19 protein-coding genes are annotated in these 26857 nt (G+C 41.7%); 3 read left to right on the top strand and 16 right to left on the bottom strand.

Annotation, left to right across the window (positions count from 1 at the left end):
* Window positions 1-598 precede the first annotated feature (598 nt).
* Together CSV68_RS14670 and aceA are read right to left on the bottom strand one after the other, a co-directional pair.
* Window positions 599-1768, bottom strand: coding sequence for a pyridoxal-phosphate-dependent aminotransferase family protein (locus CSV68_RS14670; protein ID WP_099662520.1), 1170 nt, complete (start codon window positions 1766-1768; stop codon window positions 599-601).
* Between the two features lie 227 nt (window positions 1769-1995).
* On the bottom strand, window positions 1996-3276 hold the full coding sequence (gene aceA, locus CSV68_RS14665) for an isocitrate lyase (RefSeq protein WP_099635062.1): 1281 nt from the start codon (window positions 3274-3276) through the stop codon (window positions 1996-1998).
* Between the two features lie 203 nt (window positions 3277-3479).
* Between aceA and CSV68_RS14660 the strand changes: the two genes are divergently transcribed.
* A complete protein-coding gene (locus tag CSV68_RS14660; protein WP_233190479.1) occupies window positions 3480-4154 on the top strand; it encodes a LytTR family DNA-binding domain-containing protein in 675 nt (224 codons plus the stop codon).
* An 80-nt stretch (window positions 4155-4234) separates the two neighbouring features.
* Here the strand turns inward: CSV68_RS14660 and CSV68_RS14655 are convergent, their stop codons facing one another.
* The 3 genes from CSV68_RS14655 to CSV68_RS14640 all read right to left on the bottom strand — a co-directional run bounded on the left by CSV68_RS14655 (window position 4235) and on the right by CSV68_RS14640 (window position 9683).
* The gene (locus CSV68_RS14655) at window positions 4235-5383 is read right to left on the bottom strand and encodes a polysaccharide pyruvyl transferase family protein (protein ID WP_099635061.1); all 1149 of its coding nucleotides are present in this window, start codon (window positions 5381-5383) and stop codon (window positions 4235-4237) included.
* A gap of 122 nt (window positions 5384-5505) precedes the next feature.
* The gene (locus CSV68_RS14650) at window positions 5506-7776 is read right to left on the bottom strand and encodes an S-layer homology domain-containing protein (RefSeq protein WP_143561013.1); all 2271 of its coding nucleotides are present in this window, start codon (window positions 7774-7776) and stop codon (window positions 5506-5508) included.
* A gap of 437 nt (window positions 7777-8213) precedes the next feature.
* On the bottom strand, window positions 8214-9683 hold the full coding sequence (locus CSV68_RS14640; RefSeq protein ID WP_099635058.1) for an O-antigen ligase family protein: 1470 nt from the start codon (window positions 9681-9683) through the stop codon (window positions 8214-8216).
* Between the two features lie 309 nt (window positions 9684-9992).
* Here CSV68_RS14640 and CSV68_RS14635 point away from each other — a divergent pair, with 309 nt between their 5' ends.
* Window positions 9993-12017 carry an S-layer homology domain-containing protein gene (locus CSV68_RS14635; RefSeq protein WP_099662518.1) on the top strand — a complete coding sequence of 675 codons (2025 nt, stop codon included), beginning with the start codon at window positions 9993-9995 and terminating at the stop codon, window positions 12015-12017.
* Window positions 12018-12378: 361 nt separating this feature from the next.
* Here CSV68_RS14635 and CSV68_RS14630 read toward each other — a convergent pair whose 3' ends face one another.
* From CSV68_RS14630 to ilvD, 9 genes are all read right to left on the bottom strand, one after another.
* A complete protein-coding gene (locus tag CSV68_RS14630; RefSeq protein ID WP_099662517.1) occupies window positions 12379-14646 on the bottom strand; it encodes an S-layer homology domain-containing protein in 2268 nt (755 codons plus the stop codon).
* Window positions 14647-14937: 291 nt separating this feature from the next.
* Window positions 14938-15522, bottom strand: coding sequence for a 3-isopropylmalate dehydratase small subunit (leuD, locus tag CSV68_RS14625; RefSeq protein WP_099635055.1), 585 nt, complete (start codon window positions 15520-15522; stop codon window positions 14938-14940).
* A gap of 13 nt (window positions 15523-15535) precedes the next feature.
* Window positions 15536-16948, bottom strand: coding sequence for a 3-isopropylmalate dehydratase large subunit (gene leuC / locus CSV68_RS14620; protein WP_099662516.1), 1413 nt, complete (start codon window positions 16946-16948; stop codon window positions 15536-15538).
* Window positions 16949-17092: 144 nt separating this feature from the next.
* Window positions 17093-18193 (bottom strand): 3-isopropylmalate dehydrogenase, encoded by a 1101-nt coding sequence (gene leuB, locus CSV68_RS14615; protein WP_099662515.1) that lies wholly within the window; start codon window positions 18191-18193, stop codon window positions 17093-17095.
* Between the two features lie 66 nt (window positions 18194-18259).
* Entirely contained in the window at window positions 18260-19801 is a 1542-nt protein-coding gene (locus CSV68_RS14610; protein ID WP_099635052.1) for a 2-isopropylmalate synthase, read from the bottom strand.
* Complete coding sequence (ilvC, locus tag CSV68_RS14605) at window positions 19788-20822, bottom strand: ketol-acid reductoisomerase (RefSeq protein ID WP_099635051.1); 1035 nt, start codon at window positions 20820-20822, stop codon at window positions 19788-19790. The genes CSV68_RS14610 and ilvC overlap by 14 nt, the downstream gene beginning before the upstream one ends.
* A 29-nt stretch (window positions 20823-20851) precedes the next feature.
* The gene (gene ilvN, locus CSV68_RS14600) at window positions 20852-21367 is read right to left on the bottom strand and encodes an acetolactate synthase small subunit (RefSeq protein ID WP_099635050.1); all 516 of its coding nucleotides are present in this window, start codon (window positions 21365-21367) and stop codon (window positions 20852-20854) included.
* Window positions 21364-23112 (bottom strand): biosynthetic-type acetolactate synthase large subunit, encoded by a 1749-nt coding sequence (gene ilvB / locus CSV68_RS14595; protein WP_099662514.1) that lies wholly within the window; start codon window positions 23110-23112, stop codon window positions 21364-21366. The genes ilvN and ilvB overlap by 4 nt, the downstream gene beginning before the upstream one ends.
* Window positions 23113-23471: 359 nt before the next feature.
* On the bottom strand, window positions 23472-25139 hold the full coding sequence (ilvD, locus tag CSV68_RS14590) for a dihydroxy-acid dehydratase (protein ID WP_099635048.1): 1668 nt from the start codon (window positions 25137-25139) through the stop codon (window positions 23472-23474).
* A gap of 762 nt (window positions 25140-25901) precedes the next feature.
* Between ilvD and sda the strand changes: the two genes are divergently transcribed.
* Window positions 25902-26018 (top strand): sporulation histidine kinase inhibitor Sda, encoded by a 117-nt coding sequence (sda, locus tag CSV68_RS17560; RefSeq protein WP_233190482.1) that lies wholly within the window; start codon window positions 25902-25904, stop codon window positions 26016-26018.
* Window positions 26019-26115: 97 nt separating this feature from the next.
* Here sda and CSV68_RS14580 read toward each other — a convergent pair whose 3' ends face one another.
* Together CSV68_RS14580 and CSV68_RS14575 are read right to left on the bottom strand one after the other, a co-directional pair.
* The gene (locus tag CSV68_RS14580; RefSeq protein ID WP_099635046.1) at window positions 26116-26430 is read right to left on the bottom strand and encodes a DMT family transporter; all 315 of its coding nucleotides are present in this window, start codon (window positions 26428-26430) and stop codon (window positions 26116-26118) included.
* Window positions 26393-26779, bottom strand: coding sequence for a DMT family transporter (locus tag CSV68_RS14575; protein WP_099635045.1), 387 nt, complete (start codon window positions 26777-26779; stop codon window positions 26393-26395). The genes CSV68_RS14580 and CSV68_RS14575 overlap by 38 nt, the downstream gene beginning before the upstream one ends.
* Window positions 26780-26857 lie beyond the last annotated feature (78 nt).

Genomic DNA, 26857 nt, shown 5'->3' with positions numbered 1-26857 from the left:
CTGCTTATTACGCACAATTAACAGAAACGTAATCCAACAGCACTTTCACGATTAAAAATACCTACCCGAACTGCCGTACACCCAATCCAACGAAGGCGCCTGCTGTGGTAGGCGTAGTGAGGAGACAAAGACAGGCGCACTATCCTGTCTATGGCTCCTCGCGAAAGCCATCCACCAGCGCCGAAGTGAGGGCAATGGACTCGCCACTTACATAGAAAGCTAAACCACAAACTACTGATTAAACAGGAAGAGAATAAGCACGTGCAAGAACCACAACTCAGTGCCGCTTATTACGTACTTTAAACAGAAACGTAATCCGACAGCACTTCAACGTGTAAAAATACCTACCCGAACTGCCCTACCCACACTCCAACGAAGGCGCCTGCTGTGGTAGGCATAGCGAGGAGACAAAGACAGGCGAACTTCCTGTCTATGGCTCCTCGCGAAAGCCATCCACCAGCACCGAAGTGGCGACAATGAACTTGCCACTTACATTGCCAGCTAAACCATGAACTCCCCCGCTTACTCACGAAGACAAAATAATAAAACAAACAAAAATCCGTTACAAGAAGTAAACTCCTCATAACGGATCCACACACTATACAGTCAGCTGATTAACCTCTTTCGCAAAAACATTTTGCGCCTTAGAAATATCTACCTCATGACCCATTTCATTCAACGTTTCACCAATCTGCATAACCGCCTTCTCCAACATATCGGCTGTTGTATTCCCCATATGCCCGATACGGAACGCCTTTCCCGCTAAATGAGCGAGCGAGCCGGATAGAACAGTCCCCTTGTCCGCCATAGCCGCACGGAACTTCCCGTCATCAATCCCTTCAGGATACAAAATGCAGCTCAACGTGGGTGCCGCCACTTCTTCTGAAGCAATTGCCTTCATACCATAGACTGCTAAACTCTGACGGACAGCGCGACCGAATGCTTGATGGCGTCGAATACGTGCGTCTAATCCTTCTTCCAATACGATACGTAGCCCTTCTTCTAGCGCATACACTAAGTTTACTGCCGGCGTTGCGAAGTATTTTGAAGGATCATGCATGACCGGAATCCAATTATAAATATCACAATAGTAAGCTTGCACACGTTCCATAGCGGCACGTGCATCCAAAGCTTTCTGATTGAACGCTACAAGCGCAATACCTGGTGGAACACCAATCGCTTTTTGTGAGCCAGTCAAGACGATGTCGACTGTGTTGCCTGCTCCGCCGTATTCTTTACTCATATCCTCATCCATTGCAGTTGTTGCACAAACACCGTCAACGATCACAAGAGCACCGTGCTTCTTAATTACGGGCACAACTGCTTCCAAATCAATTCGTACACCTGTTGAAGTATCTGCATGTGTCACAGTAACTGCTTTATAATTACCTTCAGACAATTTCTCATCAATTTCTTCAGGCGACACTTGCTGCCCCCATTCGGATTGCAATACATCTACTTGAATACCGAATGCTTGTCCTAATTTAATAAAGCGGTCTCCAAAGTAGCCTTGGCTGACGACGAGAAGTTTTTCTCCTTCTGCAATCGTATTGACAATTGCCATTTCCATTCCGATCGTTCCTGAACCAGCAACCACAAATACCTCACCGTCTGTATTAAAGATCTCTCTTGTCTGATCAATAGTATGTTTATAGATTTTCACAAAACGTGGATCCGTATGTGACCATGTCTCACTCGCCATTGCATCATAGATAGAATCCACTACTGGCGTGGGTCCAGGGATTAACAACATTTCTTTATTTCTCATCATTTAAATCCTCCTCATAATGAAGTACATATCTCATATACTATACAAACTATCTAACTATTTCAAATAAAAGAAAAGGAGAGAATTGGATGTATTTATCCAATTCTCTCCATAATTCACTTCATCTAGTTAAAGATGTTGTGACTTCGTTATCATATGAATACCCCTTTTGTTGAAGCGAACGAGACTTTCTCCCAAAAGTCACACTCGGTAATGCAGTGTTGCTATTAGAACTGTGCTGTTTCAGTTGAACCAGACATAGCAGTTGTTGAAGATTGTCCTTCAGAGATAACTTGTGTAACTTCGTCAAAGTAACCTGTTCCAACTTCACGTTGGTGACGAGTAGCAGTATATCCTTTTGATTCATTTTCAAACTCAGCTTGCTGAAGCTCTGAGTAAGCAGCCATTCCGCGAGTTTTGTAACCGTGTGCCAATTCGAACATGCTGTGGTTTAATGAGTGGAAACCAGCAAGTGTTACGAACTGGAACTTGTAGCCCATCTTACCAAGTTCAACCTGGTACTTCGCGATTGTTTCTTGATCAAGATTCGCTTTCCAGTTGAATGATGGTGAACAGTTATATGCAAGCATTTTTTCAGGGAATTTCGCGTGAATTGCATCAGCGAATTCTTGCGCTTCTTCAAGTGATGGGTGAGAAGTTTCACACCATACTAGGTCAGCGTATTCAGCATAAGCAAGTCCGCGTGCGATTGCTTGCTTGATACCTGGAGTAGTTTTGAAGAATCCTTCGTTCGTGCGCTCTCCAGTGATGAATGGAGCGTCGATTGGATCGATGTCGCTAGTTACCATGTCAGCAGCGTCAGCGTCCGTACGAGCGATGATTACTGTATCAACACCTAGTACGTCAGCAGCTAGACGTGCAGCTGTCAGGTTACGAACTGCGTTTTGAGTTGGAAGAAGTACTTTACCACCCAAGTGTCCACATTTCTTTTCTGATGCTAATTGGTCTTCCAAGTGAACACCAGCAGCTCCAGCTTCGATCATGCCCTTCATTAGTTCGAACACGTTCAATGGACCACCGAAACCAGCTTCCATGTCAGCAACGATTGGAGCGAACCAGTTAAATCCGTCTTCGCGGCCTTCTGCATGGTCGATCTGGTCAGCACGTTGAAGTGCTTGGTTGATGCGCTTAACAACTGCAGGTACAGAGTTTGCTGGATATAAACTTTGGTCAGGATACATTTGTCCTGCAAGGTTTGCATCAGCAGCAACTTGCCATCCGCTTAGATAGATAGCTTGTAGACCAGCTTTAACTTGTTGAACTGCTTGGTTACCCGTTAGTGCACCTAGTGCATTAATGAAATCTTCTTCATGAAGAGATTCCCAAAGGCGAGCAGCCCCCTTTTCAGCTAGTGTATTTTGAATTAGAAGTGAACCTCTTAGTTTAACTACATCCTCAGCAGAGTAGTTACGTTTGATTCCTTTCCAACGGCTATCCTCGGCCCAGCTTTTCTCTAATTGTGCAATTTGTTCTTGTCTAGTTGACATTATAACTTCACACCTTCCAGGTTTTTCGACTGGTAACTGTTACAGTCTGTTTCATAACAGCTTCCTTCGTTAGTTATTACTATATAACAGTCAATCAGAATTGTCAGTCCATTTCGACAAAAAGGCTTTTTTAGCGGATGAAAGAATGGTAGAATGGATGAAAGGGCATACATTGGAATATAACTATATAAAAAGGGGATTTTATGAAGATTATGGAAAATATCGATATCCCGAAGAAAATTCTGAATCAATACGCTTCTGTATTGGAAGACTGGGTTCCAAAAGACGCTTCTATAGCTATTGCCGTTTCTGATCACTATATTTATTACGTTCCAGGCATGCATGATATTCATTTGCGCGAAGGTCAGCATATTCAGACGGGCAGTATTGCTGAAGTTACGATCAAAGATCAGCGGAAAGTGGAAGTCGTCATGGATAATTCTCTTTATGGTACATCGTACTTCGGTATTGGCTATCCAATTGATGTACAAGGTGAAAATGGTGCGTTAATTATTATCCTTCCTCCTAACTTCCACGTACTCAAGAAAGATCAGTTGCAGTTTCTAACAGGGAAGAAAGAGGACGAGTGGTTCCCTATTCCATTGGATCAGGTTAGTTATGTAGAAAGTTTACATAAGAAGACGTGGTTTTACACAGCGGGCGATAATTATAATATTAGTTTCACGCTGAAAGATTTACACCTTCGTTTGCCGAGGAATTTCTTACGAATTCATCGTTCGTATATTATTAATATGAATTGTATTGAAAAGATTTCGCGGGATTTCTCTTCGAATCTTGTGATTAAGCTGATTGACGGTACGGAGCTACCAGTAAGTCAGACATATTTAAATGAAGTGCGAGCGCTTTTAGGATTTTAATATAAAAAAGACTGAAGACCATTCCTATTTATTTAGGATGGACCTTCAGCCGGGGCATATGATTCATTTCATATGCTTTTTTATTTGTTCTTTTTAATTGCGTCCGTAAATTGTTTTGTCCCTTTCATTGCTTCTTCATATAATGAAGCGGAAAGTTTTTCAGTTTTAGCACACGTCTCTTTCCAATCTACCGCCAGTGAATCAAAGGCTTTAGAGAAGTGGTCGTCTGCTTTATGCATTTCACCAATTGGAATCGCCACTTCTGATAGGTCAGCAAGTTTCATGAAGTCTGTCACTTTGTGATGGTAACAAACAGCTATGACAGGTGTTGCCGTACATGTAGCTAAGATTAACGAGTGTAGTCTTGTGCCGATTACGATATCTTGTTCAGCGGAAATTTGCAGTAAGTCAACGGGTAATAGATTACGATCGATAACCGTAGTCTTTTCCGCTTCCTTCATTAAGGATTGAATATCTTTCGTAACATCGGCGTCTTGAGGGAACTTGGTCGCGAAGAATGTGATTTCAACAGGCTGTTTAGCGGCCAGTTCATCTAAATTTCTCGCCATTCCTTCTATATACTGTTGATAGATATCTTCCTTACTCTCCGGCCAGTACCCCGCATGATAATAAGGTACAGCTGTAATACCGATTTTCAGTGGACGATCAGCTGTCGCTTTGCGCTCACGTTTTAATGAAAACGCTGGATCCCCTATCACTTCTACAGGTTTTTGTACGCCTACTGCCTTCAATAAATCAGCTGATTCAGGATCTCTCACTGAAATACTCTCAGCATGTTTGCCCATGTAGCGGATGAACCATTTACCTAGCTCACTATTAAGAGGACCTGCTCCACAGCCGTAAATAACATACGGAACGCCAGAATTCTTAGCCATCATAGCGTACGATCCATATAATGGTGCTTCGCGTTTATAAAGATCCATTAAAATTCCGCCACCGCCTATAATGAGCAAGTCGAATGTTTTAACGATCTTTTTGTTTTGAAGATACGTGGCACCGAACGTTTTCACCGCGTTACCCTTTTTATAATATAAAGGTGCACTCATCACTTGATAGCGTTTCGCAGTTTGCTTCGGGTTATTGCTGAATACCGTAATGACGTCGCTTGGGACATTGAAGGTCGATGTAACTTGTGAAATGAGACTCAATAAAATGGCTTCATCGCCGTTATTGTCATTTCCATAGTTCCCTACTATTCCTATTTTCAATTTATACCATCCTCTACAGTTCATTTGATATAAGTATAGCAGAGTGACCTTTTATAGTGTATTCAAAAGACAGAGAAGCCTTCCAAACCAAGGACATGCCAGGGATTGGAAGGCTTCTATAATTACTTCGCTATACTTCTATATAGGAATGCACTGAATTGGGCACGATTGACCGGTTTACCTGGCATGAATTCGCCTTTTTCATTCCCAGTAGTAATTCCGTGGTTCGCCAAAATATGAATCTGCTTGTACGCGCCATGTTGCGGTGAGACGTCTATGAATTTCTTCGTAGACTCTCCTTCTAAACTATAGGCTTTGACTAAAATCATCGCCATCTGCGAACGAGTCAATTGTCCTGTTGGATCAAATGTCCCGTCAGAATGGCCGCCTACGATATTAGCATTGGCGATGGCACTGATTTCATTGTAATAGCGATGTGTCTTTGGAACATCACTAAACTCTCTTCTCGCTTCCTCTGCTGGTGGTAAATTGAACGCTCGACTTAAAATTAATGCCGCGTGCTCTCTTGATAACGTATTACCAGGATTGAATGTTCCGTCCGTGTCTCCATTGATGATACCGCGATCCCGTAGGAAATAGATTTCTGTCGCGTAAGCATAAGACAACGGTACATCTTTAAATAATTCATTACTTGGATTATCTATAATAGGTGGCACAGGCTCCACTGGTTTAGGCGGAGCTTCAGTGGACTTCACTTCAACTGGTACAGAGATCACTTTCTTACCTAGAGTCGCCTGCACTTGGCCTTTTCCTGCTTTCGTTGCCGTAAATGTTCCTGAAGAAGTGATGGAACCCAGATCATTGGTAACGCTCCATACTAATTGGTGCGGTTGATAGATAATCGGTTTTCCAGAAGCATCTGCCGGTGTCGCAGTAAATGTGATTTTCTCCCCTGGCTTGACGCTAGTTGCAGTAGATTTCACATCAAGTCTCGCAGGCTGGTCAATGACCGTGACGGGGAAAGATTGTTCAGCCAATCCATAGTTGACGCTGATACGATCTTCTCCTGCCTGAACTGCTTTATATGTCAGACCTGTTCCTTCAACCGTTCCTTTTGCAGATGTCGTCTTCACTTGGGATGCGTTCGGCACAATGGGATTATAATGCGCATCCAATACATGATTGATTTTCAAGTCAGCAGTTGCACCGACTAACATCTCCCCCATTTGTGACCGGGAAGCACTTACGTATGCCGGTTGTCCTGTTGGTGCAGTACTTACTGCTTCAAGAATAGCTGAGATGTTACGTTGTGTAGAATTGGATGTACGATTAGCCAACACGACTTGGTTACTACCGTAGTTACGAATTCCCATCGTAGTGGAACCGCCACCGTCAAAGTTCAACGCGCGGTCATACCCTTGAGATACAAGGTAATCTGCAAATTGAGTCAATGTCATGCCGTTACTATATCCAGCTCTTGAATCAACCGTCACCATCTGCACTTGTTTTTTATCTTTACTAATCGCAATAGCCGTTCTTGCCGTCTTGGCTGTCGCACGCCAGTTATTCGTATCCATAGTGATATGACGTTGTCCGTCTTTAACAAGCATCGGACCACTCGCCATCATGAATTCAGAGTCTTTCCATTTATCATCAATCGATAGATTCAATGCTAGCGGATCTCCAACAGCAACGGACTTAAAGCGATCCAATCCTTTTTTCCCATGAATGGATACGACAAAACCATTTTTCGGTATAGTTACTGCTTTTTTATCTCCATAACCACGTATGTTAACCACTTTACCTTGAAGTTGCTGTCCGTAATGTGTTGATGTGATCGGCGCACTCGTTTCAACAACTAATTCAATACCGTATTCATTGGAACCGGTCGTGTTTTTCACATGTTGCGGGGTGAAGACGATCGTTTCATCTGCCTGACGCTCACGGTTCAGACCCGTCATTTGAAAGGTGTTGCCATTGACTCCAACTTCAATTCCTAGATTAAAATAATCAATTTCTGAAAGACCGTTACTCGTTACACCAAACGCAATCGGATGGCTGACATAATATGAGCTTGCACTCGAGATGACGCCGCCATTCACGATTTCATTGCCTTCGGATAACAGATACATCGGCATACCTGTCTTCATATCGAAGAACGAAGTGTTTACTGCACCTACAACGCGATGGCCTTCTTTAGAATCTCGGTTTGCCAAAGTCAATGTAGGCGCCGTTTTTGATATAGGTGCGGGAAGACCCATTTTCAGTTTCGTGAACGGGTCACTCAGATCAACGCCTATGTGATTGATGTGACTACTTGCTGAATATGTATAGTGAGAATAGGTAACACCTGAAGACACGGGGTAACTAGAAACAACTTTCGTGCTGGCTGCCGCTGAAAATGGCAATGAAATTAGCATAGCTGCTGACATAGCGGTAACGACTACTTTCCGCTTCGTGCGAGACAGCAAAGTATTTTGTACGATAACACAACTCCACCTTTCCTACTCTTATCAATCTATAGTCTATCAAATTAGGCCTATGTTTTCATGTACCGTTTGAACGAAATAAGTAGAAAAAAGAGGGTTTATGGAATTTAAGAGTGATATTGGGTTTTCGTTGAGGTGGCGGATTGGAGTTTTGATGTTTTGGGGTGGGCGGTTGATGGATATGAGCGGGTAGCAAGTGATATTGGGCGGATGGCGGTGGACATTGAGCAAATTCCGAGTAACGTTGAGCGGATAGCAGCCGACATTGAGCGAATCCCATACAGCATAGAGCGGTCCCACAAGAACAATGAGCGAAAAAGCCGTTACTATGATCACCTACATAAAAACGAACAAACCAAATAAAAAAACCTACGAATGGATTAACCATTCGTAGGTTTCGATGTGTCTCGCTGCTTGCTAAACGCAACAAATGCGCCAAGCAAGATAAAGTAGAACAAAGTATACATCTTTAGTTCCCAAATATTATAGTACATTCCGGAAACGCCTGTTGAAAACCATAGCGCAATCATAAACACACCGAAATTCGTGTGTCGTGATTTCCAGAAGTACCACAGCATACTAAGCAAGAAGAGCGCAAAAATCAATACACCGATTACACCGGTTTCTGCAATGACTTGAATATATTGATTATCTGAATAAAAATACTTCCCGCCATAGATATCCGAACTGATGCCATAGTGATCATAAATCGGTGAACCGTACGACAAAGTAGCCGAACCACCGAATGAACCGAATCCGGTACCCGTAATAGGATGATCGCTGAAGATCTCAAACCCTTTACTTATATAGAAGAATCGTCCGCTTTCAGTCATGAGCGCTAAGTTTTTCTCATCAAATGTTTCGCCGAAGCGGCCACCGATACTTCCAGCTCCGTCAGGCTTCTCTTCTATTTCTACACCCAACGTTTGTATATATTGTACAGCTAGGTTAACTGGATAATATATCAGGATAATTGATGCAACACCTGCAATCACCAATCGCTTCAAGAGATACCATTTTCTTGTCATGAGAATGAAGACTATACCGAACACTACTGCGGAAATCCAAGTTCCTCTTGAATAGGTAAGAACTAGAATACCGAAGAACAATACGAGCAAAACACGGAATGTCCATTTGTATTTATTTTGCTGGTAGACATGTTGCAAATAAACGATCCCGATAATCCCGAAAAACAGAGATAATGCCAAAGAGTTAGGATTACCGGTAAGTCCGTAAATACGCACAGCATTTGTTGCAGATAAAACTTTATACTTCCATTCTTCAGGTAGCAGTAACTGACGCAATGACAGTTTTTCTACTAAGCCATGAAGCGACATCACAATGTTCAACCAAACCGTCGTCCAGGCAAGTTGTTGCAACCATTTGTTCGTCAACGTCATTCTTGAAATGATGTAGTATAGCAAATACATAATCAAAAATGTTCGAACTTGGAAAATGATAGATGTAGGGGTGACATCGTTTAGGAATCCTACGATTGAGCCAAATAAAATAAAGGCGAAGTAGGACCACTCAAACCATTTGAATGTAAATAAAGAACGGAGATTATGCCGGTAATGGAACAAAGTCCACGCAAATACGACAAATATTATTAAGTCTCCTATCAATTTCAGTCCACTATTCACTTCCAGCAAAAATGGTCGTATGTTGACGTAGATGACCAGAAATAGAATACTTTGCTGTGGTTTAATAATAGAAAATAAGACAAAAAATAAGGCCGTTCCGAGCAATGCTATTTTTGACGGTAACAATAATGCAATGAGCATCACAGCTACTGCAATCAGTATTGTACTTGTGGAGTATTTATCTACTCGCTGTTTCCATATATTCATTAGTCTATAAAACCCTTTCTACGCTTGCTAGTTCCTTGTTGCATTATATCACTATCTAGGACGGAATAGTGAAAGCATTCGTTGCATCTTTTCGAATAATTGTAGATTGTCGTTTATTGCTATATTTGGTATTTCAACGTGAATGAGTAATTTACATAATTAGTATGCACTCTCACCCTATCGATCTATATACACCCCCTACCATATAGGAGTTTATTATAATAATAGTCTATTAATATACCAAAAGGTGCTTACCAATACTAGCCCTTTCTGCTACAATAGTAGGAGATTTATATAGGAGGTTTTGATTTGAAACGTTTGATTACATTACTGACACTTTTACTTTTAGTCGCTTCTCCTATCTTCACACCGGTGGCGAGTGCAAATGATTTCACTGGTCACCAAGTGCAGCAAGAGCTGACATTTTGGGTAGATAAAGGAGTAATTCAAAAGGACGCTAAAGGGAATGTCTATCCGAATCGTGCGGTGACACGAGGAGAATTTGCTTCGTATTTGGCACGTTCACTCGAATTACCTGCTTCGACAAGATATACCTTTAAAGATTTAACAGCAAACCATTCCCGCACAATTGAAATTCAAAACGCTGCAGGCGCTGGAATTTTAGCTGGATATCCCGATGGTACATTTAAAGCGAGACAGCAGATTACCCGACAGCAAATGGCAGGCATGATATTTAAAGCATTCCGCTTCCTCAATATCCCTGTCAATTCAACTACCGTTCAATTTAAAGATAGCAAGAAAATCTCGTCGAATTTCATACCGGCTGTTTCTGCGGCTTCTTCATTGAATATCATACGAGGCGATCAAGGGTATTTCAAACCTACAAGTAACGCAACGATTGCTCATGCTTCCGCATTTTTATTCCGTATGTTCGCAGTAGCTGATGGAAAAGGTAGTACCCGTCCTCCTACGAATGTTGGCGGCACGGAAAATCCTAAAGTGCATAAAGTTAGCTCGATTTCCAACAGACAGCTGAATGTAACAGATGAATCATACATCACGTTTGAAGACGCATTGGCTGCATATAATGCTTCTTCTATCGTTCAGACCATTTCCGTTAATAATAAAATTATCAAAATGAAGTCAGGTCAGGCGTTTGCTTCAGAAAACCCTAAGCAATATACGTCATTATATAGTGATCCTGCATTAAAAAACGAAGTGACATATGTGCAAAAAGGGTATGAACTAGACTATATAGGCAGTAGCCCTGAACGCATTGTCGTAGACGTAGGCGGCTATACCTATTATGCGAAACACGCAGAAATTGATCTAATCCCTTCACTGTTATCAAAAGGTGCAAGCCAATATAAAGTAACAAGTGATGGCTTACTACTTCACCAACCCTATTATCGTACATACGATGCGAAAACGAAACAATATAAAGGTAGTTACGCAGAGTATACAGTAGGCCCTGCTTCTCCTGCAATGAAAAAAGGACAGACCTATACGAGTAACGATGGAGTTCATTTTAAAGAATTAAACGGCGCAGCAACGATTACCTATTATCCGTACTTCCAATTCCAATCGGTGCGCCAGCCTTCCACTTACACAGGACAGGAACTGGATCGTTTTATTTCTAACGCATTACAAGCAAGACAGAAGACAGGTATTGCACGTTATAAAAATGCTACATCCAAGTCGAAATTAATTGGACTGGGTACGTATGTGAAACAAATGGAGAAACAGCATAATGTGAATGCGATGTTCATCTTAGCAACCGCTATACATGAGAGTGATTACGGCATGAGCGGCAATGCTCAGCAGAAAAACAATATTTTCGGCATCCGCGTATTCGACTCTTCACCGGATAAAGGTGAAGTCTACGGAAACCCTACCAGAAGTGTCGATGCATTCATTACTCGCTACATTAACTTAAACTATGCGAATCCACTCGGTGCTTATGCCAATGGTGCAGCTCCCGGTAATAAAGCAGTTGGTTTCAATATGAAGTATGCATCCGATCCTTTCTGGGGAAGCAAGATTGCCGGCCATATGTGGCGGATCGATCAGTTCCTCGGGAATAAAGATGCAAACCAAGCGCAGTTAGCTGTGATTTCATACACTGGCAATACTGCGGTCAATATCCGGACAAGCCCTGAAGCGGTGAATAGAAATAATATTCTATTCTCATACAAGCCTAAGCATCCAGGCAATCTAGCCGCATTCGGTTATCCGTTGATTGTTACGGATCGCACGACAGGCGCGGATGGCTTCGTTTGGTACAAGGTGCGAATGGATAGTAATCCAGGTACGCAACAAATCAACGAACCATACGGCTGGATCCGTTCCGATTTAGTGACGCTCGTTAATTAAATACACACTAAAAACCACCATCTCCGGAAGCTTTGGAGTTGGTGGTTTTTAGTGTGAAGAGTAATCCATGTTGATTGATCCGCAGTCGCTTACTGTCATTTCATTAAGAGGAAACGCTCATAGTTCCACGATATCCGCTCATAAAACTTTCAGAGGTGCTCTATGATCCCTCGAAAGCGCTCTACCTAATTAATACATCGCTCTATGAATATGTGCAAGCGCTCTATGTCCGTTAGTAACCGCTCTATTACTCTTCAGAAGGATAACCCGAAACGTCAATCAAAATTGCCATCCCCCTTAATTCTTCCCCAAAATAACAAAAACACCATCTCCTATTCGAACGGAGATGGTGTCTTCATTATTATAACGCGTCTGTATACTCTTTACCTGCAGGCAATAAGTTAGACATGTTAATACGTTTCAGACCTTCTTTGATCTTGGTCGTATACCCTTTTTTCGTACTGTTTAAATAACCAGCTTTCGACTTAATCATCCGCTCAAATACTTTGGCTTTCGATTGATCGATTTGTGACCATTTCTCATAAGAGTGAATTAAGTCTTCCAATGTCAAATGAACATAGTCTGTTCCTGAAAACTGACCATTTGGAGCACGTTTGTACCAAATGTCCCCATTAGAACGGGTCCAGTTCTTTTCTTCGAAGCGAATCGCTTTTTCGATGGCACTGGCATTTTCCAAATAGACGGGATCATTGAACTCCTGGAACGCAAGCAAGAGAATATTCATGCCGCCAAGTAAATGGTTCATTGACGTATGGGTCTTCACCTGTGATTTTGCTGGGAAGTAATCCGGGATATAATAGGCAGTTGGAGACAAGAAATTTACATTCCCTTTCCTATGCTGCTGTACAAGTAGGTTCGCATAGTTTCGCAAACCTTCATTATAATCTGTATGATTGAATGCTTTTCCCCCATTATAAAGGAATAAGGCAATCTGTTCATTGAAGCGCGTATCGACGAAAGGTGCTGTGAAGTTATATAAATTCGTCAAATACGTACTCGTCACTTCAGTTTCCCAATATGGCTTACTTCCTCTGAAGACAGCTAAGTTCGTAAAGGAGTTATGCAAAATATCTTCATAATAGCGTTCTTTCGTTTGATTGTATAACAACATGACACGATCTTCTTTTACTAGAAGTAAATTTCGACCATATCCTCGCCCAGAAGCAGGCATTGGTTCGATAGTTGTTGCCATTTTATTGTATGGACCTTCAGCTGTATACCATTTGTTACGCTTTTTATAGTTGGTAATAGATTCACGAAGCCATGAATCCAATCTTTCCTTCGACGAGAACAACTTTTTATTGGATGAAAGATACCATTGATCCACCACATCGTATCCTCTAGAATTCAATTCATACACTGACACACGATTATTGCCCATTAAAATATTGCTGTAAGATTCTTTCTCGTCCTGAAGTTCACGCGTCCGGCTGACTGCACCATTACGATACTTTAACTCCAGTTCACGTGAACGATATGTTTTCGAAATCATTTGCTGACCAGTACCTTGTTGTGAAATCGTTTCGAGAACACCAACTGGCGAAGTAGCTATATCGAATCCGAATGTATCATCGACATCTTTTTTCATTGGAAATTTATCAAATCGTTCGATTGTATTCGTTTGTATATCTCCATCGATACGTACCAAATCGACACGGATCGGCAGACGGTCCGGGTTTCTTAACTCAACGAATGTAAAGTAATCACCGTTTGGCAATTCTCGTTTCGTTACAGTGACTCTTGTGCTTTTTCTTTCACTGACACCATAGACATAAATATGATCCGTTGCATGTCCATGTGCTTTTACCCGTTTAGCTGATAAAGACATGTAATGGTTTGAACGCAAGTACGTCTGTCCTTCTTGTGTCAAGGGCACTTCCGTAAGATATTGATTAAAACGAATGGGTTCAAATTTCCCCATAGTTTGTGTTTTATTGAAAACAATCGGTTGCTTTTTTTCGAGCAGTCCTGCTTGAATCATTGCTCTATGTAGGAATACAGCGAATGAACCACGGTTTACGGAAAGTTTCGGCGCAAAAGATCCATCCTCTTTACCTGTTGTAATACCGTGCTGCATCAGTACTTTTACGCCATATCTGTGAGATTCACTAATACTTTTCTCATCCGTAAAGTGTACTTTTTCACCTGTGTCTTTTAATTTAAATGCATTAACTAACACACTTGCCATTTGTTCACGTGTTAATTCATCACTAACACCGAAGTTTCCATCGGGCTTCCCTCTAAATATGCCTTCTTGATAAGTAGACATGGCACCGCGTAAGTGGGAGGATTTCGCGCTGACATCCTTGAATATCGGCTGATAGGGAGCTTCAGGCAGCTTCAATGCAGCAGTCAGCAAGTTTGCAGCTTGCCCACGTTTGATGCTAATTCCCGGACGGTATTGTAAATCTTGATACCCGTTAATGATTCCTTCTTCCACGAGTTGTGTTACTTCATCCTTTGCCCAATATTCATTGCTGACATCGGAGAAACGCTGGTTTACCGTTTCTGCTTGCGCATTAATTGGGAGTGCAATGAAGCATACTAACGTCGCGATTAGAAATGAATTTAAAATTGCGAATGTACTTTTCTTTGATGCGCTGGACATCTTTAAAATCAACCCCACTCTCTGATTGTCTTAGTTTTAGTATGTAGTTTCCTTCGATAATTATAGCATATCAAACATTTCATTTGGACTTTCATCGTAAAGGAGGAATATTCCATACCATTTTGCGGTGCTACTTACTAAGGCCTCTTTTCTATTCTCCGCAACCGTACCGTACAGACGCGAAAAGACAGAATTAGTTTCAAAGTTTCACACTTTATTTTTACTCTTCCTCAAGGTACCCGAATACGTAAAAAAACAGTTCACGCTAAGTAAGCGATGAACTGTTTTGAATCATGCATGCTTCTGTTCGTATTCTGTAATCTTGTCTTCATATTGGAATGTTAGCGAAATCTCATCCCAACCATTTAATAACATTTTTTTAGAATATGGATCGATATTGAAGCTATACACCGACCCATCTTCGCCCGCTACAGTCTGGTCTTCAAGACTAACTGTTAATGTATACGGGGCTTCTTTCCCTTTGTGTAAAAATTCATCAATTTCTGCAACAGATAACGTAATCGGTAATATTCCGTTTTTGAAGCAGTTACTGTAGAAGATATCTGCAAAGCTTGGAGCAATGACTACACGGAAGCCGTAATCTAAAATTGCCCAAGGTGCGTGTTCACGGGATGATCCACAGCCGAAGTTCTCATGTGCAACGAGGATAGTTGAACCATCGTATCGAGGATCATTCAACACGAACTCTTCATTCTTTGTGCCATCTGCATGAAAACGCCAGTGATAGAATAAATATTGCCCGAAGCCAGTACGCTCAATGCGTTTTAAGAATTCTTTGGAAATGATCTGATCTGTATCAACGTTATTTTTATCTAACGGAGTGAGTACACTCTCTATTTTATTAATTGGTTCCATCTGAATACCCTCCTCAAATTTGCACAGCTGCATCAATTTTACGAACATCTACGAAATGTCCGTGTAGAGCAGCCGCTGCAGCCATGGATGGGCTGACTAGATGTGTGCGTGAGCCTGCACCTTGGCGTCCTTCAAAGTTGCGGTTGGATGTAGAAGCACAGCGCTCGCCGGCTGGTACTACATCATCATTCATAGCTAAACACATACTACATCCTGACTCTCTCCACTCAAAACCTGCATCGGTGAAGATTTTATCGAGACCGATATCTTCCGCCTGCTTTTTCACAGTGCGTGAACCTGGTACGACAATTGCAGTTACAGTCGGATGAACGTGTTTACCTTTTACCACATTCGCCGCTGCTTCTAAATCGCTAAGACGCGCATTTGTACATGAACCAATAAATGCGTGTTGTATTTCAATATCGGTTAACGCCATTCCTTCTTCAAGTCCCATGTACTCCATCGCGGAACGAAGTGCGGATTTGTCTGTTTCAGATACATATTCTGCAGTTGTAGGAATGTTAGCTGAAATCCCAGATCCCATAGACGGGTTCGTTCCCCACGTTACAAATGGTTCGATTTCATCTGCATGAATTTCAAGAACTTGATCATATACTGCGTCTTCGTCCGTATTCAATGCGAGCCAACGCTCTGCTGCCGCTTCAAATTCTTCGCCTTGTGGTGCATACCGGCGACCACGTAGATAATTGATTGTTGTTTCGTCTGGGCCAATTAAACCTGCTTTTGCTCCCGCTTCAATGGACATATTACATATTGTCATACGCTCTTCCATTGTAAGTCCACGAATTGCTTCCCCTGTGTACTCGACGATATGACCAGTACCCACACCAATTCCAAACTTCGAAATAATTGCCAGTATAATATCTTTAGCTGTTACGCCAAAGCCGATTTTACCTGTCACGCGGATCTCCATCGTTTTCGGTTTACCTTGCCATAGTGTTTGTGTAGATAATACATGCTCTACTTCACTTGTCCCGATTCCGAATGCAATCGCTCCGAATGCACCGTGTGTTGAGGTATGGCTGTCACCACAAACAATGGTCTTTCCTGGCTGTGTCAATCCAAGTTCAGGACCGATAATATGTACTATTCCTTGGTCAGGATGTTCCATATCAGCCAATTGAACGCCAAACTCTTCACAGTTTTTTGCAAGTGTTGTAATTTGTTTTTTTGCAATTGGGTCATTGATTACCGGTAAGTTTTTAGTCGGAACGTTGTGATCCATAGTAGCAAAACAAAGATCCGGTCGACGCACTTTGCGGTTTGCTAGACGCAATCCTTCAAATGCCTGTGGTGATGTCACTTCATGAATCAAATGAAGATCAATATATAGTAGATCGGGCTTTCCCTCTTCTTCGTACACAATATGCTCATCCCATATTTTCTCAATAATTGTTTTAGCCATAATTGTTTCCCCTTCCAAGCCATTACCATATGAATGTGTGGCATCAGATTCAACTCGTCAGTCATTTCTCTAGCTACACACAAAGGGCGCACCAATTTCGGTATGCCCTCATGTGCATGTCGAGACATAGACAGCGGTATTTATTTAAATATACGAGAACATGATACTGTTGGAAACGAACTGAAGATCCAATTCATCTACAATCTTATCTGTCCATTCTTTAGTCGTTAATGAACGTTGATCCTTACCAGCTAAATCTGCTGTGAAGTGACCTTCTTCAAATACTGTATTAACAGCCTTTTCAATAGCAGTTGCTTCCGTTTCCAATCCAAATGAATACTTTAGCATCATAGCGACTGAAAGAATAGTTGCTGCTGGATTTGCAATTCCCTGACCTGCTACATCCGGTGCTGAACCGTGAACTGGTTCATACAAACCTAAACCGTCTGAACGCACACTCGCTGAAGGTAGTAATCCAAGTGACCCTGTAATGACAGACGCTTCATCACTTAAGATATCTCCAAACATATTTTCAGTAACGATTACATCAAAATGTGCAGGATTTGTAATTAACTTCATGGCTGCGGAGTCCACTAGCTGATGTTCTACTTCTACATCTGGATACTGTACTTTCTTCTCTTCTACAATCTTTCTCCAAAGCTTACTGGATTCAAGCACATTCGCTTTGTCCACAGAAGTTACTTTGCCTTTACGCAGGCGAGCCAACTCAAAACCTTTGTCGACAATACGTTCGATCTCCTTGCGCGTATATACAAGCGTATCAACAGCTGATTGATCTGTATGATGGCTCGGTTTACCGAAGTAAAGACCTCCAGTTAATTCCCGAACAATCATCATATCGACCTCTTTGATGATGTCTTCTTTTAAAGGAGAAGCCTGGATCAAAGAAGGTACAGCTGCAACAGGACGAAGGTTTGCAAATAGATCAAAATGTTTACGTATCGCAAGCAACCCTTTTTCCGGTCGTAATTCAGATGGATTCTGATCCCATTTAGGACCACCCACTGCTCCTAGAAGAATGGCGTCGCTTGACTCACATAACTCAATTGTCTCTTTAGGAAGTGGGTTATTCTTTTCATCAATCGCCGCTCCACCGATTAGTCCATATTCTGTATGGAATGTATGGTTAAAACGTCTGCCGATCACTTCCAATACTCTAACTGCCTCTGCTACTACCTCGGGTCCTATGCCGTCTCCGGGTAATACTGCTACTTTCTTTTCCATAGAACTTCTCCTCCTTGATCAATCTCGTATCACTCGATCGAATACTCTATCCCTTTGATATGTTGCTTATTTCATTAACTCTTCTTTCCGCAATTGTTCGCGAACTAGTTGACGATTGATAGCATTCAAATAAGCTTTTGCAGACGCTTCTAGCACGTCTTGCGCTACATCTCGGCCAGTAAGCTCGAGTCCGTTATGTCTTAAGTTGACTACTGCCTCTCCCAGTGCATCGCGGCCTTTACCGATCGATGTTACACGATAATCGAGAATGAGTACTTCACCTTTAACAGCCAATTCCAGTGCGTTGAAAATTGATTCAACAGAACCTGCGCCAGTCGTTGCCACAGTAACTGTTTCTCCGCTTGGCACTGTCGCTGTCACAGTAGCTGTCGGAATATTATTCGTTCCGTATTGTACTTGAACATTATGCAATTCGTAAATCGGTGTATCCGTATCCGCCAATTGTTGTCCTGTAAATAGAACAAACAAATCGTCTTCTGTAATTTCTTTTTTACGGTCTGCTAATTTTTTGAAGTCATCAAATGCTTCATTTAATTGATGATCAGTCAATTCAAACCCCATAGTCATTGCCCGATCTTTGAACGCAGCACGTCCGGAGTGTTTACCTAATGCTAACGGTATATCCGTTTCACCAATTAATTCTGGCGTGATAATTTCGTATGTCTCACGGTTTTTCAGCATGCCATCCTGGTGAATTCCAGATTCATGGGCGAATGCGTTCTTTCCGACGACTGCTTTGTTTGGCTGGATAACTACCCCTGTCAACCGGCTAACAAGCTGACTAGCTTTTTTGATCTCTTTTAAGTTGATCCCAGTTTCTATGTTGTAGAAGTCTTTACGGATGTGCATGGCGACAGCAATTTCTTCTAATGCTGCATTGCCAGCGCGCTCTCCAATACCGTTAATCGTACATTCTACTTGGTCCGCACCATTCTCAACTGCCGCAATGGAGTTTGCAACAGCCATCCCAAGGTCATCATGACAATGAGCTGAAAGTTTCACGTTCTCTATTCCTGTTACATTCTCTTTCAAATACTTGAATAGAGCGCCGTATTCTGCAGGTGTTGCATAGCCTACAGTATCCGGAACATTAATAGTTGTAGCTCCTGCCGCAATTACTTGATTAATAATACGTACAAGGTATTCCTTATCAGAACGGAAAGCATCTTCTGCCGACCACTGAACGAGAGGGAAATACTGTTTGGCGTATTTGACTGCATCTACTGCAATATCCACTACTTCGTCCGGAGACTTCTTTAACTTATACTCCATATGAATGGGTGATGTAGCTAAAAACACATGGATATGCGGTTGTTCTCCGCCACGTAACGCTTCCCATGTGACATCAATGTCATTTTTCATTGCTCTAGCAAGACCTGTAACAGTAGAATTTTTCACTGTATTGGCAATGCGTTGAACGGCTTCGAAATCACCTGGAGAAGAAGCAGGAAATCCTGCTTCAATAACTGCTACCCCAAGTTTTTCTAACTGACGAGCGATCTCTAATTTTTCTACCGTATTTAAATTAATTCCTGCAGATTGCTCACCGTCGCGAAGAGTTGTATCGAAAAGATCAATTTTTCTCACTCGCTACCACTTCTTCCTCTTTTGATTTAGCTCCTTCGTTGATGAATGGCATCATAGAACGAAGCTTCTGTCCTACTTCTTCGATTTGGTGCTTAGCTTCTGCTTCTTCGATTGCGTTGAAATTAGGACGTCCGTTTTCATTCTCTTCAATCCATTCTTTTGCGAATTTACCTGATTGGATGTCAGTTAGAATATCTTTCATACGTGCTTTTGTATCTGCATCGATTACGCGTGGTCCAGAAACGAAATCGCCCCACTCAGCAGTGTCAGAGATGGAGTAACGCATTCCAGCCATTCCGCCTTCATACATTAAGTCAACGATTAGTTTTGTTTCATGCAATGTTTCGAAATAAGCTAGTTCAGGCTGGTATCCAGCTTCTACTAGAGTTTCGAATCCAGCTTTAACTAGTGAAGTTAAGCCACCACATAGTACAGCTTGCTCTCCGAATAGATCTGTAACTGTCTCTTCTTCGAATGTTGTTTCCAAAACACCACCACGAGCAGATCCGATACCTTTTGCATATGCAAGAGCAACATCTTTAGCTTGGCCAGATACGTCTTGATACACTGCGAATAGTGCAGGAACTCCGCCGCCAGCTTCGAACGTTCTACGTACAAGATGTCCTGGTCCTTTTGGAGCTACTAGGAATACATCTACGTCAGCAGGTGGTTTGATTTCACCGAAGTGTACGTTGAAACCGTGTGCGAATACTAAAGATTTTCCTTTAGCAAGAGCTGGTTCAATTTCTGCTTCGTATACTGCTTTTTGGTTTTCATCCGGCAGTAAGATCATGATCAAGTCTGCTTTTTCAGAAGCTTCTTTTACTGAAAGTGCTTCAAGGCCGTCCGATTTCGCTTGGTCGAATGATTTTCCAGCACGAATTCCTACTACTACGTTGAATCCTGAATCTTTCAAGTTACGTGCGTGTGCGTGCCCTTGTGAACCGTAGCCAATAATTGCGATAGTTTTTCCTTCTAATAGTCCTTCATTGATATCCTGGTTATAATACATTTTCGTCATTTTAATTTCCCCCTAGTGTGTGTGTGTTATTATTTTAAAATTGATAACTGTGGTGCTTGAACCTTTTGCATATCGCGGGCAAAGCCGGTTGCGCCAGTTCGTGTTAATTCTTTGATGCCATATGGTTTCAGCAAATCGATAAACGCTTCGATTTTATCTGGATCACCCGTTACTTGGTACGTTACTACATTCTTTCCGGAATCGACTATAGTCGGACGGAAAGGTTCCACAATACTATTCATCTCAGAGCGAATCTGTGGTGGTGAGATGACCTTTACTAGCGCTAACTCACGTAACACGATTGCTTTGTCTGTTATATCTTTCACTGTAATAACATCAATCTGCTTTTGCAGCTGTTTTACAAGTTGTTCAATTTTGGTTTCATCTTCTACATGAACTTGAAAGGTCATCTTGGATCTATTTGGCTGTTCCGTAGCACCAACAGTCATACTTTCAATATTGAATTGACGCTTCATTAGCAGTCCCGTTACACGGTTTAACACTCCGCTCTGATTAATTACTGTTACTGTAATAATTCGTTTCACTGAGGACTCACTCCAATCATGTCTTGTAATCCCTTACCTGGAGCAACCATCGGATAGACGTTTTCACGTTGTTTCACTCGGCAATCAATCAAGACCGGCTCGTCAGATAATAGCGCTTCTGTAAATACCTTTTCCGCTTCTTCTAAATTGTGAATGCGATACCCTTTCAGGTCATATGCTTCCGCCAATTTAATGAAGTCTGGTTGTACTGGAACTAGTGACTGTGAGTAACGTTCTTCGTAGAATGTCTCTTGCCACTGACGTACCATACCTAGTGCACCGTTATTTAAAATGATGACTTTCACCGGAATCCGCATTTCCTGAAGAAGTGAAAGCTCTTGTGCTGTCATTTGGAAGCCCGCGTCTCCAACAATAGCAATGACACGCTCTTTCGGTCTTGCAAGTTGTGCACCGATTGCAGCTGGGAAGCCAAAGCCCATTGTTCCTAATCCACCTGAAGTTACCCAGTTATCCGGATTATTGAAACGATAATATTGAGCAGTCCACATTTGGTGCTGTCCAACGTCTGTTGTGACGATCGCATCCCCATTTGTAATCCGATGTATAATCTCAAGTGCTTGCTGCGGTAATAATGCTTCTTCATCCGTTTGATACCAAAGTGGGTATTTATCCGCTAAACCGTTTAAATAGCTTACCCATTCTACTGTGTCCGGTGATTTGAAATCTGCCTTAAGCAATGCGGTTAACGCTTCTTTCGCATCAGCCACAATAGGAATTTCAGTCACAACGTTTTTTCCAATCTCTGCTGGATCGATATCTATGTGAATGACCCGTGCATTCGGCAAGAATGCATCCAAGTTACCTGTTAGACGATCATCAAAACGAGCACCCACATTGAGCAATAAATCGCATTCGCTTAGAGCATAGTTGGCAGTTGCCGTACCGTGCATTCCAGCCATTCCGTAAAACAGTTCATGCTCTCCGTGGATTGTACCCAAGCCAAGTAATGTATTGACTACTGGAATACGATGCGTTTCAATAAGTTCCTTCAGCTCTACCGTTCCGCCTGCATGAAGTACACCTGCACCTGCAAGAATCATGGGCTTTTTTGCATTAGAGATAGCTTTCGAAGCTTTTTGAATTTGCAGATAATTTGGTGTAATAGTTGGCTGATAACCAGGCAAATTCACTTCTTTATCTTCTTTTTCAACGGGTACAAAGAGATCTGTTGCAACATTTTTCGGTACATCGACTACGACCGGGCCTGGTCTTCCAGTGGAGGCAATGTGGAATGCCTCACGCAAAATACGTGGAATGTCCGCTACACTTTGCACTTGATAGTTATGTTTTGTAATTGGTTGAGTAATTCCAATAATATCCGCTTCTTGGAAAGCGTCCGATCCAATCACTGTAGTTGCTACTTGGCCTGTAATAACTACTAATGGAAGTGAATCCATCATGGCATCTGTAATGCCCGTTACTAAGTTCGTTGCACCTGGACCTGATGTAGCAATGACCACACCTGTTTTTCCAGAGACTCTTGCATATCCTTCTGCCGCGTGAATTGCACCTTGTTCGTGACGTGCTAATACGTGTGGTATCGGATCGTTATATAGCGCATCATAGATGGGGAGAACTGCTCCTCCAGGATATCCAAAGATTATTTCTACGTTCTGTTCTTTAAGAGATTGAATCAAGATGGCAGAACCATCTGCAGGTTTATTTACGGCTTGTTCCTTTGGCATAGTAGATGCAGTCTGTTTTTCTTGTACTTCAGCACTCATACTGAACTCCTCCTTACAATTTTCAACTATATATATTTTAGCCAATGACGTTTTTTCCTAAAAAAAAAACCTTTTCATCCCACGCAAAGAATTCTACTCTCTTTACATAGGGATGAAAAAGCTTTCATGGTACCACCCTAGTTCGTGACGTTAGTCACCTTAAGAAAAAGCAAGCCGAAGCTGTACTTTCTCATTGCTAACGAGCCCGAAAATCGAGCCCGGGACTGCCTAATCGGTATACCTTTTAGCAATCCACTCCGAGGGGATGTCGCAAATAGCTGTATTGCCGGACTTGCAGCACCGCCGGCTCTCTGTGAATACATTTTCTATCTACTTTAACCTCATCAACGTTTTGTATATTAAATTTTCATAACTCCACCAGTGCTTGCTGAAGTAACTAATTGCGAATATCTAGCAAGATATCCTTTTTTAATTTTAGGTTCAAATGGTTTCAATGCGTGGCGTCGTTCTGCAAGAACTTCATCAGATACTACAAGTTCGATCGTACGTTTCGTCAGATCAATTTCGATAATATCTCCGTTCTCTACAAGTGCAATCGGTCCACCGGATGCTGCTTCTGGTGAGATATGTCCAATTGAAATACCTCGCGAAGCTCCAGAGAAACGACCATCTGTAATCAACGCAACTTCCTTACCTAGCCCTTTACCCATAATTGCGGAAGTTGGTGCCAACATTTCTGGCATCCCCGGTCCACCTTTAGGTCCTTCATATCGAATGACGACAACATGGCCTGCTTTGACAGTGTCATTATCAATATTTTCTTGCGCTTCTTCTTGGGATTCAAAGACAATTGCTTCTCCTCTGAACTCCGTGATAGAAGGGTCAACTGCCCCCACTTTAATAACAGAACCTTCAGGAGCAATGTTTCCAAATAGAATGGACAGGCCACCTACTGGACTATATGGATTATCTTTCGTTCGTATGACATCTGTATTCGTAATTTCATGTCCTGCAACATCTTCCGCAATCGTCTTGCCTGTGATTGTAATACGATCTTTGTGTATCGCTCCATCAATTTTACACAATTCATTGATAATTGCGCTGACACCACCGGCTTTTTCAACATCATCCATCGAATAATCTGAAGCTGGCATGATCTTGGATAAGTACGGCACTCGTTTTGCTACCTCGTTAACATCTTCAATATTGTAATCAATTTCTGCTTCGTGAGCGATCGCTAATGTGTGAAGGACTGTATTCGTCGAACCACCCATTGCCATATCAAGTGCGAATGCATCGTCGATTGTTTCTTTCGTGATGATGTCACGTGGTTTAATATCATTTTTAATACAATTCATTAAGTGTTTCGCTGCATCTTTAATTAGTCTATGGCGATCATCAGACGTGGCAAGAATTGTCGCATTTCCTGGAAGAGCCATACCGAGCATTTCCATCAACGAGTTCATGGAGTTCGCTGTGAACATGCCAGAACAAGATCCGCATGAAGGACAAGCATTCTGCTCAATATCAAGCAATGTTTCAGCTGACATCTTACCGCTCTTGTATGCTCCAACACCTTCAAACACAGAAGTTAATGATAGAACATCGCCTGTTGCGGAAACACCAGCTTCCATCGGTCCACCTGAAACGAATACAGAAGGGACGTTTGTTCTAACAGCTGCCATCAGCATACCTGGTGTGATTTTGTCACAGTTAGGTATATAGAAGACTCCATCAAACCAGTGCGCATTAATGACTGTTTCTGCTGAATCTGCAATTAACTCTCGGCTTGGCAATGAATAACGCATACCAATATGCCCCATTGCAATTCCATCATCTACACCGATTGTGTTAAATTCAAACGGCACGCCGCCCGCTTCCCAAATCGCTTCTTTAACTACTTCCGCGAATTTGTTCAAGTGCATATGTCCCGGAATAATATCTATATAGGAGTTACACACTCCGATAAATGGTTTGTTCATGTCTTTCGTTTTAACACCAGCTGCGTATAGTAAGCTACGATGTGGTGCACGATCGATTCCTTTTTTTATCATGTCACTTCTCATTTGCAATCTCTCCTAAACTAATTGAACGAATCAATTGCTAATTATATTAATTTCATTCAGTCGAATATTCTGAACAGCTAGTGAAATGTTCACCGCTATGAACTAGATTGTTGTAATCATATCTTGTATATGAATAAAGGTCAACCGTATTTTTAAAGTTTTTCGTTAATTGTGACTAATTAAAAACATCTGAATACGCTTACACACGCGCCACGGTGCGATATATTGCATATCAAATTTTATTAAAAGTTTTTTGACTTAATCTCGTTTCTTTCATTGAAGAAAAGAAACTTAGGTAATATCGATACTATATAAATAGACGACATGGTTGTACTTTCAATCAATAATCCACCTAGACCCTATTACTTCGTATGGATTGATTAGATTTTTAGTTTTGTTCCTCACTAGTCTTACTTCTATTTATGTATCAATTTACTAGAATCCAACTATTACTCTGCTGGCCCTATTCATGAATTCGTTATTTATTCATTGCAAATGACAAGTTTCGCTCGACAGCATTCGACATTTATATTTTGTTCATAACTCTATACACATTATACACCGCATATCTTGGCAGTTTATGTAAACAGTACACATATTACCCACAGCTTACCCACCGGTACTGTGGACAATTCGAACGCTTGTTCTTTTCAGATTCCTTTGGTAAAGTAAGAGATAACATCTAGAGAGAAGCATGCAGACTGATTTCAATCAATTCATCCTAAAGGAGGCGATTCTACTGTGCTACATTTATCGGATCAAATGTTACTCTATTCCTATCAACAGGCGCAAAAGTATCAACTAAATCTCGAGTTCATCCAAATGTTAGAACACGAGATACGTAAACGTGCCTTGGAATCGATAAAACTCAGTAGCTGATCTTTCGGATTCAATAAAATGGACATGCCTTATTTATATAGGCATGTCCATTTTCCATTCTATTAGTACATCTCCTTCTATATATAGGAGATATGTTTTATGATAATGCTTTGAGTCCAACTACGCCGATGACGATGAGGATAAGACTCACTACTCTACCTGTACTCTTCGATTCACCGAAGAACACCATATTAATGAGTACGGCACCTGCTGTACCTATACCAATCCACACGGCATATGCTGTACTGACTTGCAAAAACTTAAAGGAGTTATATAAAAAGAAGAACGCGATACCGAATCCTCCGTAGTATAATAATCCATTCCCCCATGTTTTCTTTTCACTGAATTTCTTCAGCCCTATCACACCGGCAAACTCACTTAGAGCTGCCAAGAATACTAGAATCCAACCCATCGTCTTTCAATCCCTTCAGCACTTTCTTTTCATCCTGACCATCCGCTATCTTTAATCCTGCAACACCCAGTACTAGAATGAAGATGAAAAAGATCTTCCCTATACTAATATGTTCACCGAAGAACATGACATCCATTAAAGATGTACCGACTGTACCGATTCCAGCGAATACCGCATAGACGGTTCCGGTTGGTAAACCTTCACATGCTTTCGTGAGGAAATGAAAATCCACAAAGATAAAGCCTATAATCACTATCCAATGCCACCAGTGAGTCGCTGTATTAAATCCAAAAATCCACACTAATTCAAAAAAGCTAGTTAATGCGACATATAGCCATGCTTTATTCATACGATCCGCTCCAATTTGTTTTCTCTCTCTATTTGACTGACTGTCATTCATTTTATCACAAAAGCTAACATTTTGCTA

The organism is Sporosarcina sp. P29, from assembly GCF_002743265.1.
In the GTDB taxonomy this organism is placed as follows: domain Bacteria; phylum Bacillota; class Bacilli; order Bacillales_A; family Planococcaceae; genus Sporosarcina.
The sequence above is the reverse complement of the archived record's forward strand: the minus strand, read 5'-3'. Positions and strand labels throughout refer to the sequence as shown.

Coding starts and splice junctions, on each gene's coding strand:
- CSV68_RS14670 (WP_099662520.1), bottom strand. CDS start 1,768: ATGAGAAATAAAGAAATGTTGTTAATCCCTGGACCCACGCCAGTAGTG.
- aceA (WP_099635062.1), bottom strand. CDS start 3,276: ATGTCAACTAGACAAGAACAAATTGCACAATTAGAGAAAAGCTGGGCC.
- CSV68_RS14660 (WP_233190479.1), top strand. CDS start 3,480: ATGAAGATTATGGAAAATATCGATATCCCGAAGAAAATTCTGAATCAA.
- CSV68_RS14650 (WP_143561013.1), bottom strand. CDS start 7,776: ATGTCAGCAGCTATGCTAATTTCATTGCCATTTTCAGCGGCAGCCAGC.
- CSV68_RS14640 (WP_099635058.1), bottom strand. CDS start 9,683: ATGAATATATGGAAACAGCGAGTAGATAAATACTCCACAAGTACAATA.
- CSV68_RS14630 (WP_099662517.1), bottom strand. CDS start 14,646: ATGTCCAGCGCATCAAAGAAAAGTACATTCGCAATTTTAAATTCATTT.
- leuD (WP_099635055.1), bottom strand. CDS start 15,522: ATGGAACCAATTAATAAAATAGAGAGTGTACTCACTCCGTTAGATAAA.
- leuC (WP_099662516.1), bottom strand. CDS start 16,948: ATGGCTAAAACAATTATTGAGAAAATATGGGATGAGCATATTGTGTAC.
- leuB (WP_099662515.1), bottom strand. CDS start 18,193: ATGGAAAAGAAAGTAGCAGTATTACCCGGAGACGGCATAGGACCCGAG.
- ilvC (WP_099635051.1), bottom strand. CDS start 20,822: ATGACGAAAATGTATTATAACCAGGATATCAATGAAGGACTATTAGAA.
- ilvB (WP_099662514.1), bottom strand. CDS start 23,112: ATGAGTGCTGAAGTACAAGAAAAACAGACTGCATCTACTATGCCAAAG.
- ilvD (WP_099635048.1), bottom strand. CDS start 25,139: ATGAGAAGTGACATGATAAAAAAAGGAATCGATCGTGCACCACATCGT.
- sda (WP_233190482.1), top strand. CDS start 25,902: ATGTTACTCTATTCCTATCAACAGGCGCAAAAGTATCAACTAAATCTC.
- CSV68_RS14580 (WP_099635046.1), bottom strand. CDS start 26,430: ATGGGTTGGATTCTAGTATTCTTGGCAGCTCTAAGTGAGTTTGCCGGT.
- CSV68_RS14575 (WP_099635045.1), bottom strand. CDS start 26,779: ATGAATAAAGCATGGCTATATGTCGCATTAACTAGCTTTTTTGAATTA.